At 42.6% G+C, this 15,050-nt stretch carries 13 protein-coding genes; 11 read left to right on the top strand and 2 right to left on the bottom strand.

Translation table 11 applies throughout. From position 1 onward, the window contains the following. Nucleotides 1-132 precede the first annotated feature (132 nt). The 6 genes from ES754_RS11725 to ES754_RS11700 all read left to right on the top strand — a co-directional run bounded on the left by ES754_RS11725 (nucleotide 133) and on the right by ES754_RS11700 (nucleotide 5,879). Nucleotides 133-384 carry a BolA family protein gene (locus ES754_RS11725; RefSeq protein ID WP_147224388.1) on the top strand — a complete coding sequence of 84 codons (252 nt, stop codon included), beginning with the start codon at nucleotides 133-135 and terminating at the stop codon, nucleotides 382-384. A gap of 113 nt (nucleotides 385-497) precedes the next feature. Continuing rightward, on the top strand, nucleotides 498-1,769 hold the full coding sequence (gene murA / locus ES754_RS11720; protein WP_147224387.1) for a UDP-N-acetylglucosamine 1-carboxyvinyltransferase: 1,272 nt from the start codon (nucleotides 498-500) through the stop codon (nucleotides 1,767-1,769). 147 nt (nucleotides 1,770-1,916) lie between these two features. Then, nucleotides 1,917-2,612: an ATP phosphoribosyltransferase gene (hisG, locus tag ES754_RS11715; RefSeq protein ID WP_201538804.1), complete on the top strand. Its 696-nt coding sequence runs from the start codon at nucleotides 1,917-1,919 to the stop codon at nucleotides 2,610-2,612. Between the two features lie 286 nt (nucleotides 2,613-2,898). After that, entirely contained in the window at nucleotides 2,899-4,197 is a 1,299-nt protein-coding gene (hisD, locus tag ES754_RS11710) for a histidinol dehydrogenase (RefSeq protein ID WP_147224386.1), read from the top strand. Between the two features lie 77 nt (nucleotides 4,198-4,274). Continuing rightward, a complete protein-coding gene (gene hisC, locus ES754_RS11705) occupies nucleotides 4,275-5,396 on the top strand; it encodes a histidinol-phosphate transaminase (RefSeq protein ID WP_201538803.1) in 1,122 nt (373 codons plus the stop codon). Between the two features lie 63 nt (nucleotides 5,397-5,459). Further along, a complete protein-coding gene (locus tag ES754_RS11700) occupies nucleotides 5,460-5,879 on the top strand; it encodes a 2-thiouracil desulfurase family protein (RefSeq protein ID WP_147224385.1) in 420 nt (139 codons plus the stop codon). A gap of 148 nt (nucleotides 5,880-6,027) precedes the next feature. Here the strand turns inward: ES754_RS11700 and ES754_RS11695 are convergent, their stop codons facing one another. Beyond that, nucleotides 6,028-7,737, bottom strand: a complete 1,710-nt coding sequence (locus ES754_RS11695) for an anthranilate synthase component I family protein (RefSeq protein ID WP_147224384.1) — start codon at nucleotides 7,735-7,737, stop codon at nucleotides 6,028-6,030. A gap of 3 nt (nucleotides 7,738-7,740) precedes the next feature. Further along, complete coding sequence (locus tag ES754_RS11690; protein WP_147224383.1) at nucleotides 7,741-9,003, bottom strand: beta-ketoacyl synthase N-terminal-like domain-containing protein; 1,263 nt, start codon at nucleotides 9,001-9,003, stop codon at nucleotides 7,741-7,743. A gap of 540 nt (nucleotides 9,004-9,543) precedes the next feature. Between ES754_RS11690 and ES754_RS11685 the strand changes: the two genes are divergently transcribed. The 5 genes from ES754_RS11685 to ES754_RS11665 all read left to right on the top strand — a co-directional run. After that, nucleotides 9,544-10,833 carry an EcsC family protein gene (locus ES754_RS11685; protein WP_147224382.1) on the top strand — a complete coding sequence of 430 codons (1,290 nt, stop codon included), beginning with the start codon at nucleotides 9,544-9,546 and terminating at the stop codon, nucleotides 10,831-10,833. Nucleotides 10,834-11,121: 288 nt separating this feature from the next. Then, the gene (rpsL, locus tag ES754_RS11680) at nucleotides 11,122-11,496 is read left to right on the top strand and encodes a 30S ribosomal protein S12 (RefSeq protein WP_025646352.1); all 375 of its coding nucleotides are present in this window, start codon (nucleotides 11,122-11,124) and stop codon (nucleotides 11,494-11,496) included. A 214-nt stretch (nucleotides 11,497-11,710) separates the two neighbouring features. Next, nucleotides 11,711-12,184 carry a 30S ribosomal protein S7 gene (rpsG, locus tag ES754_RS11675; RefSeq protein WP_147224381.1) on the top strand — a complete coding sequence of 158 codons (474 nt, stop codon included), beginning with the start codon at nucleotides 11,711-11,713 and terminating at the stop codon, nucleotides 12,182-12,184. Nucleotides 12,185-12,574: 390 nt separating this feature from the next. Next, nucleotides 12,575-14,701: an elongation factor G gene (fusA, locus tag ES754_RS11670; RefSeq protein ID WP_147224380.1), complete on the top strand. Its 2,127-nt coding sequence runs from the start codon at nucleotides 12,575-12,577 to the stop codon at nucleotides 14,699-14,701. Nucleotides 14,702-14,924: 223 nt separating this feature from the next. After that, nucleotides 14,925-15,050: GTP-binding protein (locus ES754_RS11665; RefSeq protein WP_228267773.1), on the top strand; the 126-nt coding region annotated here is incomplete at its 3' end.

Raw genomic sequence — 15,050 nt, 5'->3', positions numbered from 1 at the left:
TTTAAAAGCTTAAACTGCAAGCGTATATTAGCAGACAGTACTGTAAGACAATCAAACTCTTGTTATAATGACGCCTTATTGCACCCAAACGCTATTTTAACGATAAAATTATAAAGATAAAAAGGTATCCCTATGAGCATGAACGCTGACGATTTAATATCATTTTTACAGCAACACTTCCCAGACGCTTTTATCCAGGCCGCCAATCAAGGCAATAAGTTTGATGTGCGGGTTGTCGATATCAGCTTTGAAGGTAAGCGTTCAGTTCAGCGCCAGCAGGCTATCTATGCCTTGGTTAATGATAAAATTGCTAGCGGTGATATTCATGCGCTGAATATTCAAGCACTAACACCTGCTGAGTGGGACGTTCAGTCAAAAGGATAATGTTTTTATTTCAATAATAAGCCTTTAGTTTCATACATGGTGAGAGTATTGTCTTGCCATATTACCTTTGTTTTTATATTCCCTCATATTCACACAGCTAGGCAGTCACCTATATGGATCAATTTTTAATCACCGGCAGCAGTCGTATTGCAGGGGAAGTTACTATCTCAGGCGCCAAAAATGCCGCTTTGCCTTTACTTGCAGCCATGATTTTGGCCGAGACTCCAACGACATTACATAATGTACCTTCATTACAAGACGTAACGACGTTGATTAAGCTGATTGGTGGTATGGGTATTAGTATTCAAAAGCAAGACGATACAGTTACTTGCGATACCAAAAATATTGATAATTTTTATGCGCCATACGATTTAGTCAAGACGATGCGTGCCTCAATTCTAGTACTTGGTCCATTGCTGGCACGTTTTGGTGAAGCAGAAGTGTCGCTTCCAGGCGGCTGTGCCATAGGTTCACGTCCGGTTGATCAACATCTTAAAGCCTTTGAGGCGATGGGTGCTGACATTATCGTAGAAAACGGCTATGTAAAAGCGCAAGCTCCTAAAGGCGGTAAACTGATTGGCTGCAATTTCTCTTTTGATATGGTCACCGTTGGCGGTACTGAAAACGTTATTATGGCGGCAGCACTTGCTAAAGGCACGACTGTTTTAGGCAACTGTGCGCTCGAGCCAGAAGTAGTTGATTTGGCAAATATGCTAGTAGCAATGGGCGCTAAAATCAGTGGTATTGGTACGGCAACGATGACTATTGAGGGTGTTGAGCGTCTACATGGCTGTGAGTATTCAGTCGTGCCCGACCGCATCGAAACCGGCTCTTATTTGGCAGGGGCATTGATGACTCGTGGCGATGTGATGGCTAAGAATACCTCGGCCTTGTTATTGATTCCGGTGCTCGAGAAGTTTGAAGCGATGGGTGCTGTTATTACTACTGGTGATGATTGGATTCGCGCGCAAATGACTGGACGCCCGCTACCAGTTGATATTCGTACCCAACCGCATCCAGGGTTCCCAACGGATATGCAAGCGCAAGTAATGGCTATCTCTTGCCTTGCGGATGGCACCAGTACTTTCATCGAAAATATCTTTGAAAACCGTTTTATGCATGTCCCTGAGCTCAATCGTTTAGGTGCCTCTATCCAAGTAGATGGTCATACTGCTGTGGTCAAAGGTGTGGAATACTTTACAGCAGCGCCGGTGATGGCAACTGATTTACGAGCTTCAATGTCATTGGTTATGGCTGCTGCTGCGGCTGAAGGCGAAAGCTTGATTGACCGCATCTATCACATTGACCGTGGTTATGAAGACGTTGAAAATAAATTACGCACTCTAGGCGTGAATATCGAACGCATTAACTCTAATGATGCATAGTTAATAAGGATAAAGGGTAATAACAGTAAGTGATTGCCCTTTTATTAATGTTATTACTATGAGCACTAATGGAATAAATAATTCTTATCAATAAAAAAGACTAACTAACGATAAGAGATACCAACTGCACACGGACACCATGGCCTTATGACTGAGCAAACCGAAAGCTTACAGAATAATGACTTATTAAATGAAGTGGATAATGAGTTTAACGGCTTAACGTTAGCGTTATCTAAAGGGCGTATCTTAGAAGAGACGATGCCATTATTACAGGCCGCTGGCGTCGATTTATTAGAAGAACCTGCTGCTTCACGCAAATTAATTTTTCCGACTACCAACCCTAATGTAAGGGTATTGATTTTACGTGCTAGCGATGTACCTACCTATGTTGAACACGGCGCTGCGGACTTTGGGGTAGCGGGTAAAGATGTGCTACTTGAACATGGTGCCAATCATGTTTATGAATTATTAGACTTGCAAATTGCCCAGTGTAAGCTGATGACTGCCGGTGTCAAAGGCGCGCCGCTACCGAATCGTCGGTTACGTATTGCGACTAAATATGTCAATGTTGCGCGGGCTTATTTTGCCAGTCAAGGTCAGCAAGTTGACGTTATCAAACTGTATGGTTCGATGGAGCTAGCTCCGCTGGTTGGCTTAGGGGACTTAATTGTCGATGTGGTTGATACCGGCAATACTTTAATTGCGAATGGCTTAGAGCCGCGTGACCATATTTGTGATGTGTCTTCACGGTTGATTGTCAATCAAGTCAGTTACAAGCGCAAATTTTCATTACTAGAGCCGATTCTTAATAGCTTTAAAGATAGTATTGCAGCGGCTTCTTAACAGCGTTGTTTAGTACGACTTTCTAAACATAAGCGACCTTTAGCATTATTAGCAAATAGCTGTTAATAATACCAAGAATTGCCATCAGCATTATAAAACCAGTTTAGCGCTACCAGATAGATATAGCATGCTAAACTGGTTTTATTGTGTCTGCTTGCCTGCAAAAAAATGCCGCTTAGAATAACAGTGGTGAGTAGGTTAATTATCCTAGTTGCCGCCAAGCATACAGACATATAGCCCCTTTACTTTTGGATTCGTATTTTTAGCTTCAACATAGGAATAGGTTATGCGCCAGTTAAGTACCCAAGATGTCGATTTTGAGCAGCAGTTAACCACTTTGCTTGCTTTTGAGACCGTGAATGATGCCGATTTGTTAAAAACGGTCGATAGTATTATTGCGCAAGTACGTCAAGACGGCGACAGCGTAGTATTGGCGTTGACCCAGAAATTTGATCAGCATCCAGCAATGTCAATGCATGAGCTAGAATTATCGCAAGAATCTTTGGCAAAGGCATTTACTAACCTTGATACTAAGGTAAAAGAAGCGCTCACGACAGCGGCAACGCGGGTGCAAACCTTTCATGAACGCCAAGTACAAGAAACTTGGGAATATAAAGATGAGCTGGGCAACCGTTTGGGTCAAAAAGTCACGCCCCTTGATCGGGTTGGAATTTATGTGCCGGGCGGTTTAGCGTCTTATCCCTCATCAGTATTGATGAATGCTATTCCAGCAAAAGTGGCGGGCGTCAAAGAAATTATCATGGTGGTACCCGCCCCAAATGGCATTCTTAATCCGTTAGTTCTGGCCGCCGCACATCTAGCCAAAGTTGATCGGGTGTTTACTATTGGTGGTGCCCAAGCAGTGGCCGCATTGGCTTATGGTACTGAGACTATTCCGTCCGTAGATAAGATTACTGGCCCCGGTAATAAATATGTTGCCGCGGCTAAACGCGCCGTATTTGGCCAAGTGGGCATCGATATGATTGCGGGCCCCTCAGAAGTATTGGTCTATGCGGAAGGGCAAGCCGATGATCGCGCCGATTGGTTGGCGATGGACTTGTTATCACAAGCTGAGCATGACCGTATCGCGCAGGCAATCTTTGTGACCACTAGTGCTGAACAGCTTGCAGAAGTCGCCGCAGAGATTGAAAAAGCATTAGCGGATTTACCAAAAGCTGATATCGCCCGTGATTCTCTAAAAAATCGGGGTGCGCTCATTCTGGTTAAAGACCGTGCTGAGGGTATGGACGTGATTAACCGGGTCGCGCCTGAGCATTTAGAACTGTCGGTTGATGATCCCGATGCGCTACTTGATAATATTCGTCATGCTGGCGCTATCTTTATGGGACGCCATACGCCAGAGGCCATCGGTGACTACTGTGCAGGGCCCAACCATGTATTACCAACATCAGGAACCGCAAGATTTTCTTCACCGCTTGGCGTTTATGACTTTCAAAAAAAATCGTCCATTATTTACTGCTCTGAGTCCGGTAGTAAGCCGTTAGCTGAGACTGCTGATATTCTGGCGCAGCGTGAAGATTTGGAAGCCCATGCGCGTTCAGCGCGTTATCGCTATCAGTCGTAAGGTTGACTAGCAGCATATTTCTGAATTTATTTTATAATTTTTTATAGTTATATATACGCTTAATAGTAGGATAGTTTATGAGTGATTTAACGATAGAGAGAGCAAAAACAGACACTAGACTCTGGTCAAATAAAGCAAAGAACTTATCTCCTTATGTCCCTGGTGAGCAGCCTCAGCACGACAACTTATGTAAATTAAACACCAATGAAAATCCATTTCCACCCTCAGCAAAAGTAGGCGAGGCCATCACTGCGGTGTTAGCCAAGCAAGCGGATGAGTTGCGTCTGTATCCTGCGCCTGAGTCTGATGATTTACGGGCGGCGTTAGCACAATTACATGGTCTTGATAGCCAGCAAGTCTTTGTTGGTAACGGCTCAGATGAAGTATTAGCGCTGGTTTTTGCTAGCTTTTTTATGAAAGAGCACCCGTTGTTAGCACCAGATATTAGCTATAGCTTTTATCCCGTTTATGCGCAGACTTTTGGCGTGGATTTGATACAAATTGCCCTTGCAGATAATTTTAGCGTCGACGTTAATGACTATAATCAACCTTGCAGCGGCATCATTATTGCTAATCCTAACGCGCCTACCGGATTGTTATTGTCACTTACTGATATCCATAAGCTGGTAAGTGCGCATCCTGATGCCGTAGTGGTGATTGATGAAGCTTATATTGATTTCGCCTATGCGGCCAAGGACAGCTTAGATAAAGCGGTTTCAGCCATTAGTCTTATCAATGAGTTTGATAATTTGCTCGTGACCCAAACCTGTTCAAAGTCACGTTCGCTTGCTGGTTTGCGTGTAGGCATGGCCTTTGGTAATACCTCATTAATCGAAGCTTTAACGCGAATGAAAAATAGCTTTAATAGCTATCCGCTAGACAAATTAGCCCAAGCAGGGGCGACTGCCAGTGTATTGGACAAGACTTATTTTGAGCAAACCTGCCAGCAAGTTATTGATCTACGTGAGTCATTGACGACTGATTTAACAGCGCTTGGCTATCAAGTATTGCCATCGCATGCCAACTTTATATTTGCACGGCCTAAAAAGGGTGATGCTAGTGCGGTTGCTAGCGCGTTACGTGAGCAAGGTATTATTGTGCGACACTTTAATCAGCCGCGTATTGAAGAATATTTGCGTATTACTATTGGTACCGCAGCGCAGCATCAACGGTTGATTGATGCGTTAAAAGTACTATAGGTAGAAATGCCTGCTACTATAAAAGAGATTGTGTTAGTCAGTGCCTGCCTGCTAGATCAGTAGGTGCGCTATGATGTTCATCATGCGCAGCTAGCAGATAGCGAATTACTAACGCAGCTGCGTACTAAGTTTACAGTTGTCTCTATTTATCCAGAGATGCTAGGAAGGTTACTAACTCTACGTGCGCCTGCCGATACAGTCAACCAACAAGGACGTATCGAGGTGGTTGATTGTGATGGACAGCTAGTGACAGATGCCTTTGTTGAAGGTGCTAGGCAAGCTTGCGTTATAGCTAAAAAGTATCAAATTACGCGCGCATTACTAAAGTCAAAAAGCCCTTCTTGCGGGCGTGGTTTGATTTATGATGGCAGTTTTACGGGCAATTTACAGGAAGGCAATGGCATTACCGTGCAGCATCTACAGAATACAAGTGTGCAGGTTTATCATGAAGGTGAAGTTATGCTATTGCTCGATGAGAATTAAGCTATGACATTAACTTAAACTTTATAGCAACCGTCAGTACTTTATGCCTTGTATTTTATTATCTAACATTCTACTAATTAATATCTTATTAATTAGCATCCTGCTATTAACCGCCTAATTCATTAATGTCTAGTCGATAATTTTCTAATTAATGAGTGCCAGTTTCTTGCTTTAGCACTTGTAGCAAGTTGCCAACTTTATCGAGACATTCTTGGTATTCATCGTCACAATTTGAAGCGATAGTAATACCGCCACCTGCCCAAAGACTCACTTTTCTAGTTCCACTTAACGATTCATTTGCTTGTAGCGTACGAATCAATACATTCCACTGGCCACTACCGTCAAAATTCATATAGCCCATCGTGCCGCAATAAGCACCGCGTGCATCAGCTTCTAACTCAGATATAATCTCAACCGCGCGCTTTTTGGGTGTACCAGTAATAGAGCCTGCCGGCAAACTACCAAATAATACTGCTAATGGATGCGCGTCCACTTTTAACTCAGCAGTAATAGTGCTGACCATATGATGGACGTTACTAAAGCTTTCAATAGCGAACAGCAGCGGTACTTTTACGCTGCCAGTTTTGGCATATTTACCTAAGTCATTACGCAATAAATCTACAATCATGACATTCTCAGCACGGTCTTTAGCGCTAGCAGTTAGTTGCTGTTTTAATAGTAAATCCTGTTTGCTAGTACTACCACGTGGCATAGTGCCTTTGATTGGCTTGGTACGGATATGATTCATATCTGTTTCAATATCTTTTATAAAGGTAAAGAATAACTCAGGGGAGCAGCTTAGTAGCTCAAAGCTGATAGTATCTACGTTGTCAGTTGTTGAAACCTCAGTCTTTAAATCATAATTTTCTGGCTTGCTTACACTGATATAACCAGCAAACGGCGCTTGCGTGTTACGATGTAATGTAGGTAAATAGTCAATGAGCATCGGCGTTGTTTTATCATTATTGAGAGACTTATTTAGGCAACCTTGCCATACTTGAGTGAGATTAATTTGATAACAGTCGCCTTGTTGTAGATAACGTTGGGTTTGCACAAAGGCTTGCTGATAGTCACTTTTTTGCCAGTTGGCAGTTAATGTTAAGAAGGGTGCTAATGCGCCTTTAGGTTGATTGGCACTGTCTATAGTCGACAGCTCGTTATCCAGTATATTTAAATAGTCTATAAGCGCTGATAGTTTTGAATTGTCAAGTGTATCTTCAATGTCTAATAGCTCGTTATTTAAAGTCTCACTATTTAATATTTTACTGTTTAACGTCCAGCCAGCTTCATTATCAGTTGGGGTTAGATAAATATCATAATGCCCTAGAACCGCGCAAGGTTGCGTTGCCAGTTTAATTTTGGCTGCTGGACTGAGCTCATGCGCGCTCATATCATAGCCGATAAAGCCCATAAATCCGTGATGATAGCTGGGTTGCTTGTTTTGTTTGTTTATTAAAGTGATTGTACTGTTATTAGAATCATACCCTTTATCATAATGGCTGCTATAACTGATTAATTCATCTTGCCAGTCGGCATAGCTCATATAAGCTGTGGTTATCGAACCGTTGTCACGGTGAGTTTTCACAATTTTATAATTAGGGTGTAGGGTAGAGTTAGTCACGGTTTGATCGGAACAAAAGTAAACTGACCAGCTGACTTTTGGTAGCAAGCCAATGACTGGTCGACCGTCATTATTAAGCCAAGTAAGTTGCCAATTGCTATTTTTATCTTGTGCCAATAAATGCTGCTGTAATTGCTTAAGTAACTCAGCAACAGGCAAATCATTAAAACGCCATCGATTCAGAACCGATGGCGTTTTTATCGTAGGTGTTTTGGTAAAGTTATCAAGTGCAATCATAGATTAAGCATCGAACTTTTTAATAATTAAAGTAGCGTTAGTACCACCAAAACCAAAGCTATTGCTCATCAAGGTTTTGAGCTTAACATCACGCTTTTCAGTGACAATATCAAAGCCTTCGGTCGCTGGGTCTAACTGCTCGATATTGATACTTGGCGCAATAAAGCTGTCCTGTAACATGAGTAAGCAATAGATAAGCTCTTGCGCTCCAACTGCCCCTAAGCTATGACCGGTCATTGATTTGGTTGAACTGATGGGCGGAACAGATGCTTTGGAATTAGCAGTGCCATCGGTACCAGAATTACCACCAAACACTTCAGCAATCGCTTTGAGCTCAGTAATATCACCTAGTGGCGTGCTAGTACCGTGACTATTGATATAATCAACGCTGGTTAACCCTGCTTGATCTAATGCTTGTTGCATACAACGTACCGCGCCTTCACCACTTGGGGCGACCATCTCCGCACCGTCAGAAGTAGCGCCATAACCGACAATTTCAGCTAAAATATTGGCACCGCGAGCTTGAGCATGCTCTAAGCTTTCAACCACGACCATCGCACCGCCACCGGCAATCACAAAGCCATCACGGTCTTTATCATAAGCCCGTGAGGATTGTTTAGGCGTATCGTTATATTGGGTACTCATCGCCCCCATCGCATCGAACATACACGACTGTGTCCAGTGTTCAGCTTCACTACCACCTGCTAAGACCACATCTGCTTTACCCAGCTGAATGAGCTCAGCGGCATGACCGATACAATGGGTTGATGTGGCGCAAGCAGAAGAGATAGAGTAGGAAGGGCCATGGATTTTAAGACCCGTTGCGAGCGCCGCTGATACTGAGCTGCTCATGGTTTTTGGTACCGCCATCGCTCCAACACCGCGCAACCCTTTTTCGCGCATCGCATCTACTGCAATGACGACGCCTTCAGTTGAGGCGCCACCCGAACCAGCAACGACGCCGACACGCGGGTTATGGTTTATAGTTTCAAGGGACAGTCCAGATTGCTCAATCGCTGCCAAGGCGCTTAAATAAGCATAGAGACTGGCATCACTAAAGAAGCGCTTAAGCTTACGGTCAATGGCAGAAGTATCGAGTGCGGCATTATCAATACTGCCACTGACTTGCGACTTAAAACCGCGTTCAGCATAAGATTCGTTAAAGACAATACCTGACTGGCCGTTTTTGAGGGCAGTGGTAACCGTGGCTAAATCATGTCCGATACAAGAGACAATCCCTGCTCCAGTGATGACAACTCGGCGCATACTCTATTCCTTATGATAGGCTGTTTAATAATCGATGTTTGATGATCGATGTTTGATGATCGATGTTTAATAATGGCTATGGGTATTACTAGATATTAGATTAAATATAATATTTTATTAAGCATATTCACTATGTTACTAAAGATGTTTGAGCATATTCTTAATCACAATGTAAGCCTCAGTATGATAGCGTATCAAGGCTGCAAAATCTTTGCATAACAGTAAAAATTTAATATGATTAAATACAGCATTTTTCAAATAGTTGTGTTTAACAACTACTATGATTACTGAAAGGTTTATTAAAGACTGGCAATGACAACATCTAATATGATAACTAAGCTATACTTTTAGATACAAAATTTGCGGGACTAATAACATTGCTATCACTGACATTAACAATAGAATGTAGCTAGAATAATAGGCTAAATTTGTTAGCAAGTTAAATAAAAAAGCACTTATTACTGACCTGAATGATAAAAAACACTGAAATTTTAACATTCTACTCTTAATAACAATGACCCTCACGTTAAGGACATAACTATGGCAAAGCAGAGCACTCTCACTAAAAGTATTAGTATTATTGGACACATGACTCGTAATAATCTTGAGCGTGTGGGTTCAATGCTTGATAGCGTCAATGCTAAAACCAGTAAACCGCGTCAATATAAAGCGGTCAATCTAGGTGATGATGACTACCAGCAGGACTTATTTCGTGAGCAAACGTTAAAGACCACTCAGCAGTTGCTTGGTAGCCGATTTGCAACCTATGGTAAATATGCCAAAAAAGTCGTCCCTAACAGCATGTTCCAGTCGGTGCTTGATAGCGCTTTTGTAAAGGTTGCCCAGCTGGCTGCCAATTGGAGTCAAGTAGATTTACCAAGTGAGCATCGTTTTGCAGGTATTGCTACTTTAGACAATGAGCAGCGTTATGCGCTCGCAACTGATATCGCCAATCAAAACCGTGCGCTAGCAACCCTCGGTGGTATCACAGGTCTTGCCGGTTTACCAGGGCTGCTTGCTGATACTTTATGGCTACTATTGGTATCATTACGTACGGTTTATCAGTTAGCAGCAGTCTATGATAAGCCGCTAACAGGTAAGCAAGGTATTAAAATGGCATATGAGCTATTAGCTAATGCTGACCTGAGCAAAATGCAAGAAAAACAAGCACTTCTAGCGGGTATTGGAGTAGGTAAGGGCTTACTAGATAATGCTCAAAGCCGTGGTCTGCATAGTGAACTTAAAAACTTAGGCCTCAAAAACCAAAACGTTAATTTTTACGCTGAACAGATCGATAATATTGCTGGTCAAGTGGGTATTGATCTTGATCAAATTAACTTTTCGTGGATTCGTAAGTTATTACCTGTTACCGCCGTGGTCGTCGGTATGCGTTACAACAGCCAGTTGATTGATGAAGTAATTGGGGTTGCCCAGGCAACTTTTGCGCCTGAGCCAAAACTTGCCATCACTGATGACAGTAGCAGTGAAGTTAAAGTTGAAAAAAATGAAAGCAATAACGACAAAGAGAAGATAACAAGTAAAGCAGAGAATTCTTCGGATTCCAAAGAAGATAAAAAATTAGACGATGATAATGATAAGAAGTCAGAAAAGTCTACTACCGCTTTGGATACTAAGAAACTTGATATTAATGATAGTGACAAAGAAGATGATACTAAGTCAAAAGAGAGCAAGTTAGACAAGTCTTCTCTAAAGAACAAGAAAGCAGAAGACGATGTCGAACCTGAGAAGGCTAAAAAGACTAAAGGCTCTGAGCAGAAAGCTGACGCTAAAAATAGTGCGACCGCTTTAGTAAATAGTGAAGCAGAGTAGTGAGTAGGCGGTATAATGATTACTTAGGCCCTTATAAATATTAATTTAAAGGGGTCTCTTGAAAAACGTACTTATATCGCCATTTATTCATAAGAGCCTTATCAGGCTTAAAGCACATCTAAGAATATTTGTAAAGTGGGAAGTCTGATAAGTAGTTGAAATAGCAGCAACAACTCTTTATAATACATTGTCCTAAAAATGGGTTCCCCAAAAACTGACGGATAACGTCAAGTAACTGGTGGATAGACCCATTTTTTTGTTTTATACCAAACGGGAGAAGCATGCCTTATGGCAACAACTAACCAACTGATTCGCAAGGGTCGCAAAACAATCAAGGAAAAGTCAAAAGTTCCTGCATTGCAAGCGTGCCCACAACGTCGCGGTGTATGTACTCGTGTATATACCACTACGCCTAAAAAACCTAACTCAGCCATGCGTAAAGTATGCCGTGTACGTTTGACTTCAGGCTATGAAGTATCAAGCTATATCGGCGGCGAAGGTCATAACTTACAAGAGCACAGTGTTGTTCTTATCCGCGGTGGTCGTGTAAAAGATCTACCAGGTGTACGTTATCACACCGTTCGTGGCGCACTTGACTGTGCAGGCGTAAAAGACCGTAAGCAAGGTCGTTCTAAATATGGTGCGAAAAAACCTAAAGCATAATATTAGTCATAATATTAACGTAGATTTTATTCGTACGCCCCATTAACTGTGCATGAGTTTTATGTTAAGGATTTGAGTAGCTCATTAATGAGCATACCGCCATAACGTACCACCATGCAGTAAGGCTGACTGACAACTTGCTGCTACGCCCCAAAATTATTGGCGGGTGCGAGATTGTGAATGTCAGACACTCCTGAAGAAAAGGATTATTATTATGCCAAGACGTCGCGTCATTGCTACCCGTGAGATCCTACCGGATCCTAAGTTTGGTAGCCAAACCATCGCAAAATTCATCAACCACGTGATGAGCCATGGTAAAAAATCTACTGCTGAGCGTATCGTTTACGGTGCACTTGAAACGGTGGTACAAAAGCGTAACATCGAAGATCCAGTAGCGTTCTTTGAAGACGTGTTAGAAAACGTTCGCCCAATGGTTGAAGTAAAAGCTCGCCGTGTCGGTGGTGCAACCTACCAAGTACCAATGGAAGTACGCCCCTCCCGTCGTACTGCCTTGGCTATGCGTTGGTTAGCTGAAGCTGCTGCAAAGCGTTCTGAGAAATCAATGGCGCTACGTTTGGCTGGCGAATTGTCTGATGCCTCAGAAGGCAAAGGTAATGCTATGAAGAAGCGTGACGAAGTTCACCGCATGGCAGATGCCAACAAAGCATTCTCTCATTACCGCTTCTAAGATCGCTTAGAGAACGCGGTGGCTTTTCATTAATAGCCATAAAGGCGTTAATGACTACAGAGCTGCTCATCGTGACTAACTGATTAATCAGTTAGTCACGTTATTGTTTATTTACTCTACTGATTGCCGTTATCATCTATATCACTGTTAAATATTTCAGATTGCTTATCTTTAAGAATAGTAGTTTTGAATTATTCATCAGCGCCGTTGGCGGATATCTATTAAGATTATATTTTAGCTCCGATGCCACACTATTCTTAGTTTTTACTCTTTTTTGACCGTATTAGGTTTATTAATGAGTAAAATGTAAAGGCCGAATGCTTTTGCCAAGGATGTAAGGTAGAGACACACAACACATTAATACATACATGATTCCCCTAGGAAAACACTATGGCTCGTATAACTCCCCTAAAGCGCTATCGCAATATTGGTATTTCAGCGCACATCGATGCTGGTAAGACGACCACTACTGAACGTGTTTTGTTCTACACCGGTGTCAGTCACAAACTTGGTGAAACGCATGATGGTGCGGCTACCATGGACTTTATGGAGCAAGAACAAGAGCGTGGTATTACCATTGCTTCTGCGGCGACAACTTGTTTTTGGTCAGGTATGGCCAAGCAGTTTGATGAACACCGTATCAACATCATTGACACCCCAGGTCACGTTGACTTCACGATTGAAGTTGAACGCTCTATGCGTGTGCTTGATGGCGCCTGCATGGTGTATTGTGCAGTAGGCGGCGTACAGCCACAGTCTGAGACCGTATGGCGTCAGGCAAATAAATATAAAGTGCCACGTCTTGCATTCATTAATAAAATGGATCGCGTTGGTGCTGACTTCTTCCGTGTTGTCGAACAAATCAAAACTCGTCTAGGCGGCAAGGCAGTACCATTGGTTATTCCAATTGGTAAAGAAGACTACTTTGAAGGTGTTGTTGATCTTGTGACCATGAAAGCCATCTATTGGGATGAAGCCTCTCAAGGTATGGAATACGAAGAACGTGAGATTCCAGCTGAATTACAAGAACAAGCGGAAGAATATCGCGAGTATTTGGTTGAAAGTGCTGCTGAAGCGACCGAAGAGCTGATGGAGCTGTATCTAGAAAATGGTGAATTGTCAGTAGAGCAAATCAATACTGCTATTCGTCAGTTGACGATTGATAACGAAATCATCCCATTGCTTTGTGGTACTGCCTTTAAAAACAAAGGCGTTCAAAAAATGTTGGATGCGGTTATTCAGTATCTACCTGCGCCAATTGATGTGCCGGCTATTACAGGTATCTTGAATGATAAAGAAGAAAGTGAAGGTACTCGTGAAGCTTCAGATGACGAACCGTTTGCTGCTCTAGCGTTCAAAATCATGAACGACAAGTTCGTTGGTAACTTAACCTTCGTTCGCGTCTATTCAGGCGTGCTTAAGCAAGGCAGCAGTGTTTATAACCCTGTTAAAATGAAGCGTGAGCGTGTTGGCCGTATCGTACAGATGATGGCAGATGATCAGCAAGAGCTACAAGAGATTCGTACGGGTGATATCGCAGCATTGGTTGGCATGAAAGATGTGACTACAGGTGATACCTTATGTGACGAGCAAAATGTTATCACGCTTGAGCGTATGGAATTCCCAGATCCAGTTATCAGCCTAGCGGTTGAGCCTAAGACCAAAGCTGACCAAGAAAGAATGTCAATTGCTCTAGGTCGTTTGGCAAAAGAAGATCCTTCGTTCCGCGTTCATACTGACGAAGAATCTGGTCAGACCATCATCAGTGGTATGGGTGAGCTCCATTTAGAGATTCTTGTTGACCGTATGAAGCGTGAATTCAACGTCGAAGCAAACATCGGTGCGCCGCAAGTTGCTTATCGCGAAACGATTCGTGAGACTGTTGAACAAGAAGGCAAGTTTGTACGTCAAACGGGTGGTCGTGGTAAATTTGGTCACGTTTGGCTACGTCTTGAGCCTATGGATCCAGCTGGCGACGTTTTATATGAATTCGCTGAAGAAGTTGTTGGTGGTACAGTACCAAAAGAATTCCATGGCGCGGTTGATAAAGGTATCCAAGAGCGCATGAAAAATGGCGTACTTGCTGGTTACCCAATCGTTGGCGTAAAAGCGACCCTGTATGATGGTTCTTACCATGATGTTGACTCGGATGAGTTATCATTTAAAATGGCAGGTTCTATCGCTTTCAGAAAAGGTTTCTTAGCGGCAAATCCTGCGCTTCTTGAGCCGGTTATGAAAGTTGAAGTTGAAACACCTGAAGATTACATGGGCGATATCATGGGTGACTTAAACCGTCGTCGTGGTTTGGTTCAAGGTATGGAAGATTTGCCTGGTGGTACTAAGCAGATTCGTGCAGAAGTACCATTAGCAGAAATGTTTGGTTATGCCACACAAATGCGTTCAATGTCGCAAGGCCGTGCAACGTATTCAATGGAGTTTCAAAAGTACGCTGAGATTCCAAAATCAGTTGCCGCTGACATCATCGCTAAGTTCAATTCTAAAGATGGCGACGAGTAACTAAAAGCCAATTAATAAAGGCAATATAGAGCCTAGCTTTGTATTGTCAGCTTTTATTAAGCCAATAACTTGTTAAAAGACTTGTTATTGGTCGCAAATTTCTTATAATATCTGCACATTGCATGTGCAACCTTTTAACAATTATCTTAATGTGGTTAAAATTGCTTTAAATACTGTATCACTGTTATTTAAGCACTAACCCCAAATAAAGAGGAATATCCCCATGGCAAAGGCCAAGTTTGAACGCAAAAAGCCACACGTCAACGTCGGCACCATCGGACACGTTGACCATGGTAAAACCACCCTTACCGCTGCTATTGCAACCGTAGCCGCTATCACCTCAGGTGGC

Source organism: Psychrobacter frigidicola, from assembly GCF_007997305.1.
Taxonomy (GTDB): domain Bacteria; phylum Pseudomonadota; class Gammaproteobacteria; order Pseudomonadales; family Moraxellaceae; genus Psychrobacter; species Psychrobacter frigidicola.
Note: the sequence above shows the minus strand (reverse complement) of the source record. Positions and strands in the feature narration are given on the sequence as shown.

Bases quoted from the DNA above. Each gene is read 5' to 3' on its own strand.
- ES754_RS11725 (WP_147224388.1), top strand. From the start codon at position 133: ATGAGCATGAACGCTGACGATTTAATATCATTTTTACAGCAACACTTC.
- murA (WP_147224387.1), top strand. From the start codon at position 498: ATGGATCAATTTTTAATCACCGGCAGCAGTCGTATTGCAGGGGAAGTT.
- hisG (WP_201538804.1), top strand. From the start codon at position 1,917: ATGACTGAGCAAACCGAAAGCTTACAGAATAATGACTTATTAAATGAA.
- hisD (WP_147224386.1), top strand. From the start codon at position 2,899: ATGCGCCAGTTAAGTACCCAAGATGTCGATTTTGAGCAGCAGTTAACC.
- hisC (WP_201538803.1), top strand. From the start codon at position 4,275: ATGAGTGATTTAACGATAGAGAGAGCAAAAACAGACACTAGACTCTGG.
- ES754_RS11695 (WP_147224384.1), bottom strand. From the start codon at position 7,737: ATGATTGCACTTGATAACTTTACCAAAACACCTACGATAAAAACGCCA.
- ES754_RS11690 (WP_147224383.1), bottom strand. From the start codon at position 9,003: ATGCGCCGAGTTGTCATCACTGGAGCAGGGATTGTCTCTTGTATCGGA.
- ES754_RS11685 (WP_147224382.1), top strand. From the start codon at position 9,544: ATGGCAAAGCAGAGCACTCTCACTAAAAGTATTAGTATTATTGGACAC.
- rpsL (WP_025646352.1), top strand. From the start codon at position 11,122: ATGGCAACAACTAACCAACTGATTCGCAAGGGTCGCAAAACAATCAAG.
- rpsG (WP_147224381.1), top strand. From the start codon at position 11,711: ATGCCAAGACGTCGCGTCATTGCTACCCGTGAGATCCTACCGGATCCT.
- fusA (WP_147224380.1), top strand. From the start codon at position 12,575: ATGGCTCGTATAACTCCCCTAAAGCGCTATCGCAATATTGGTATTTCA.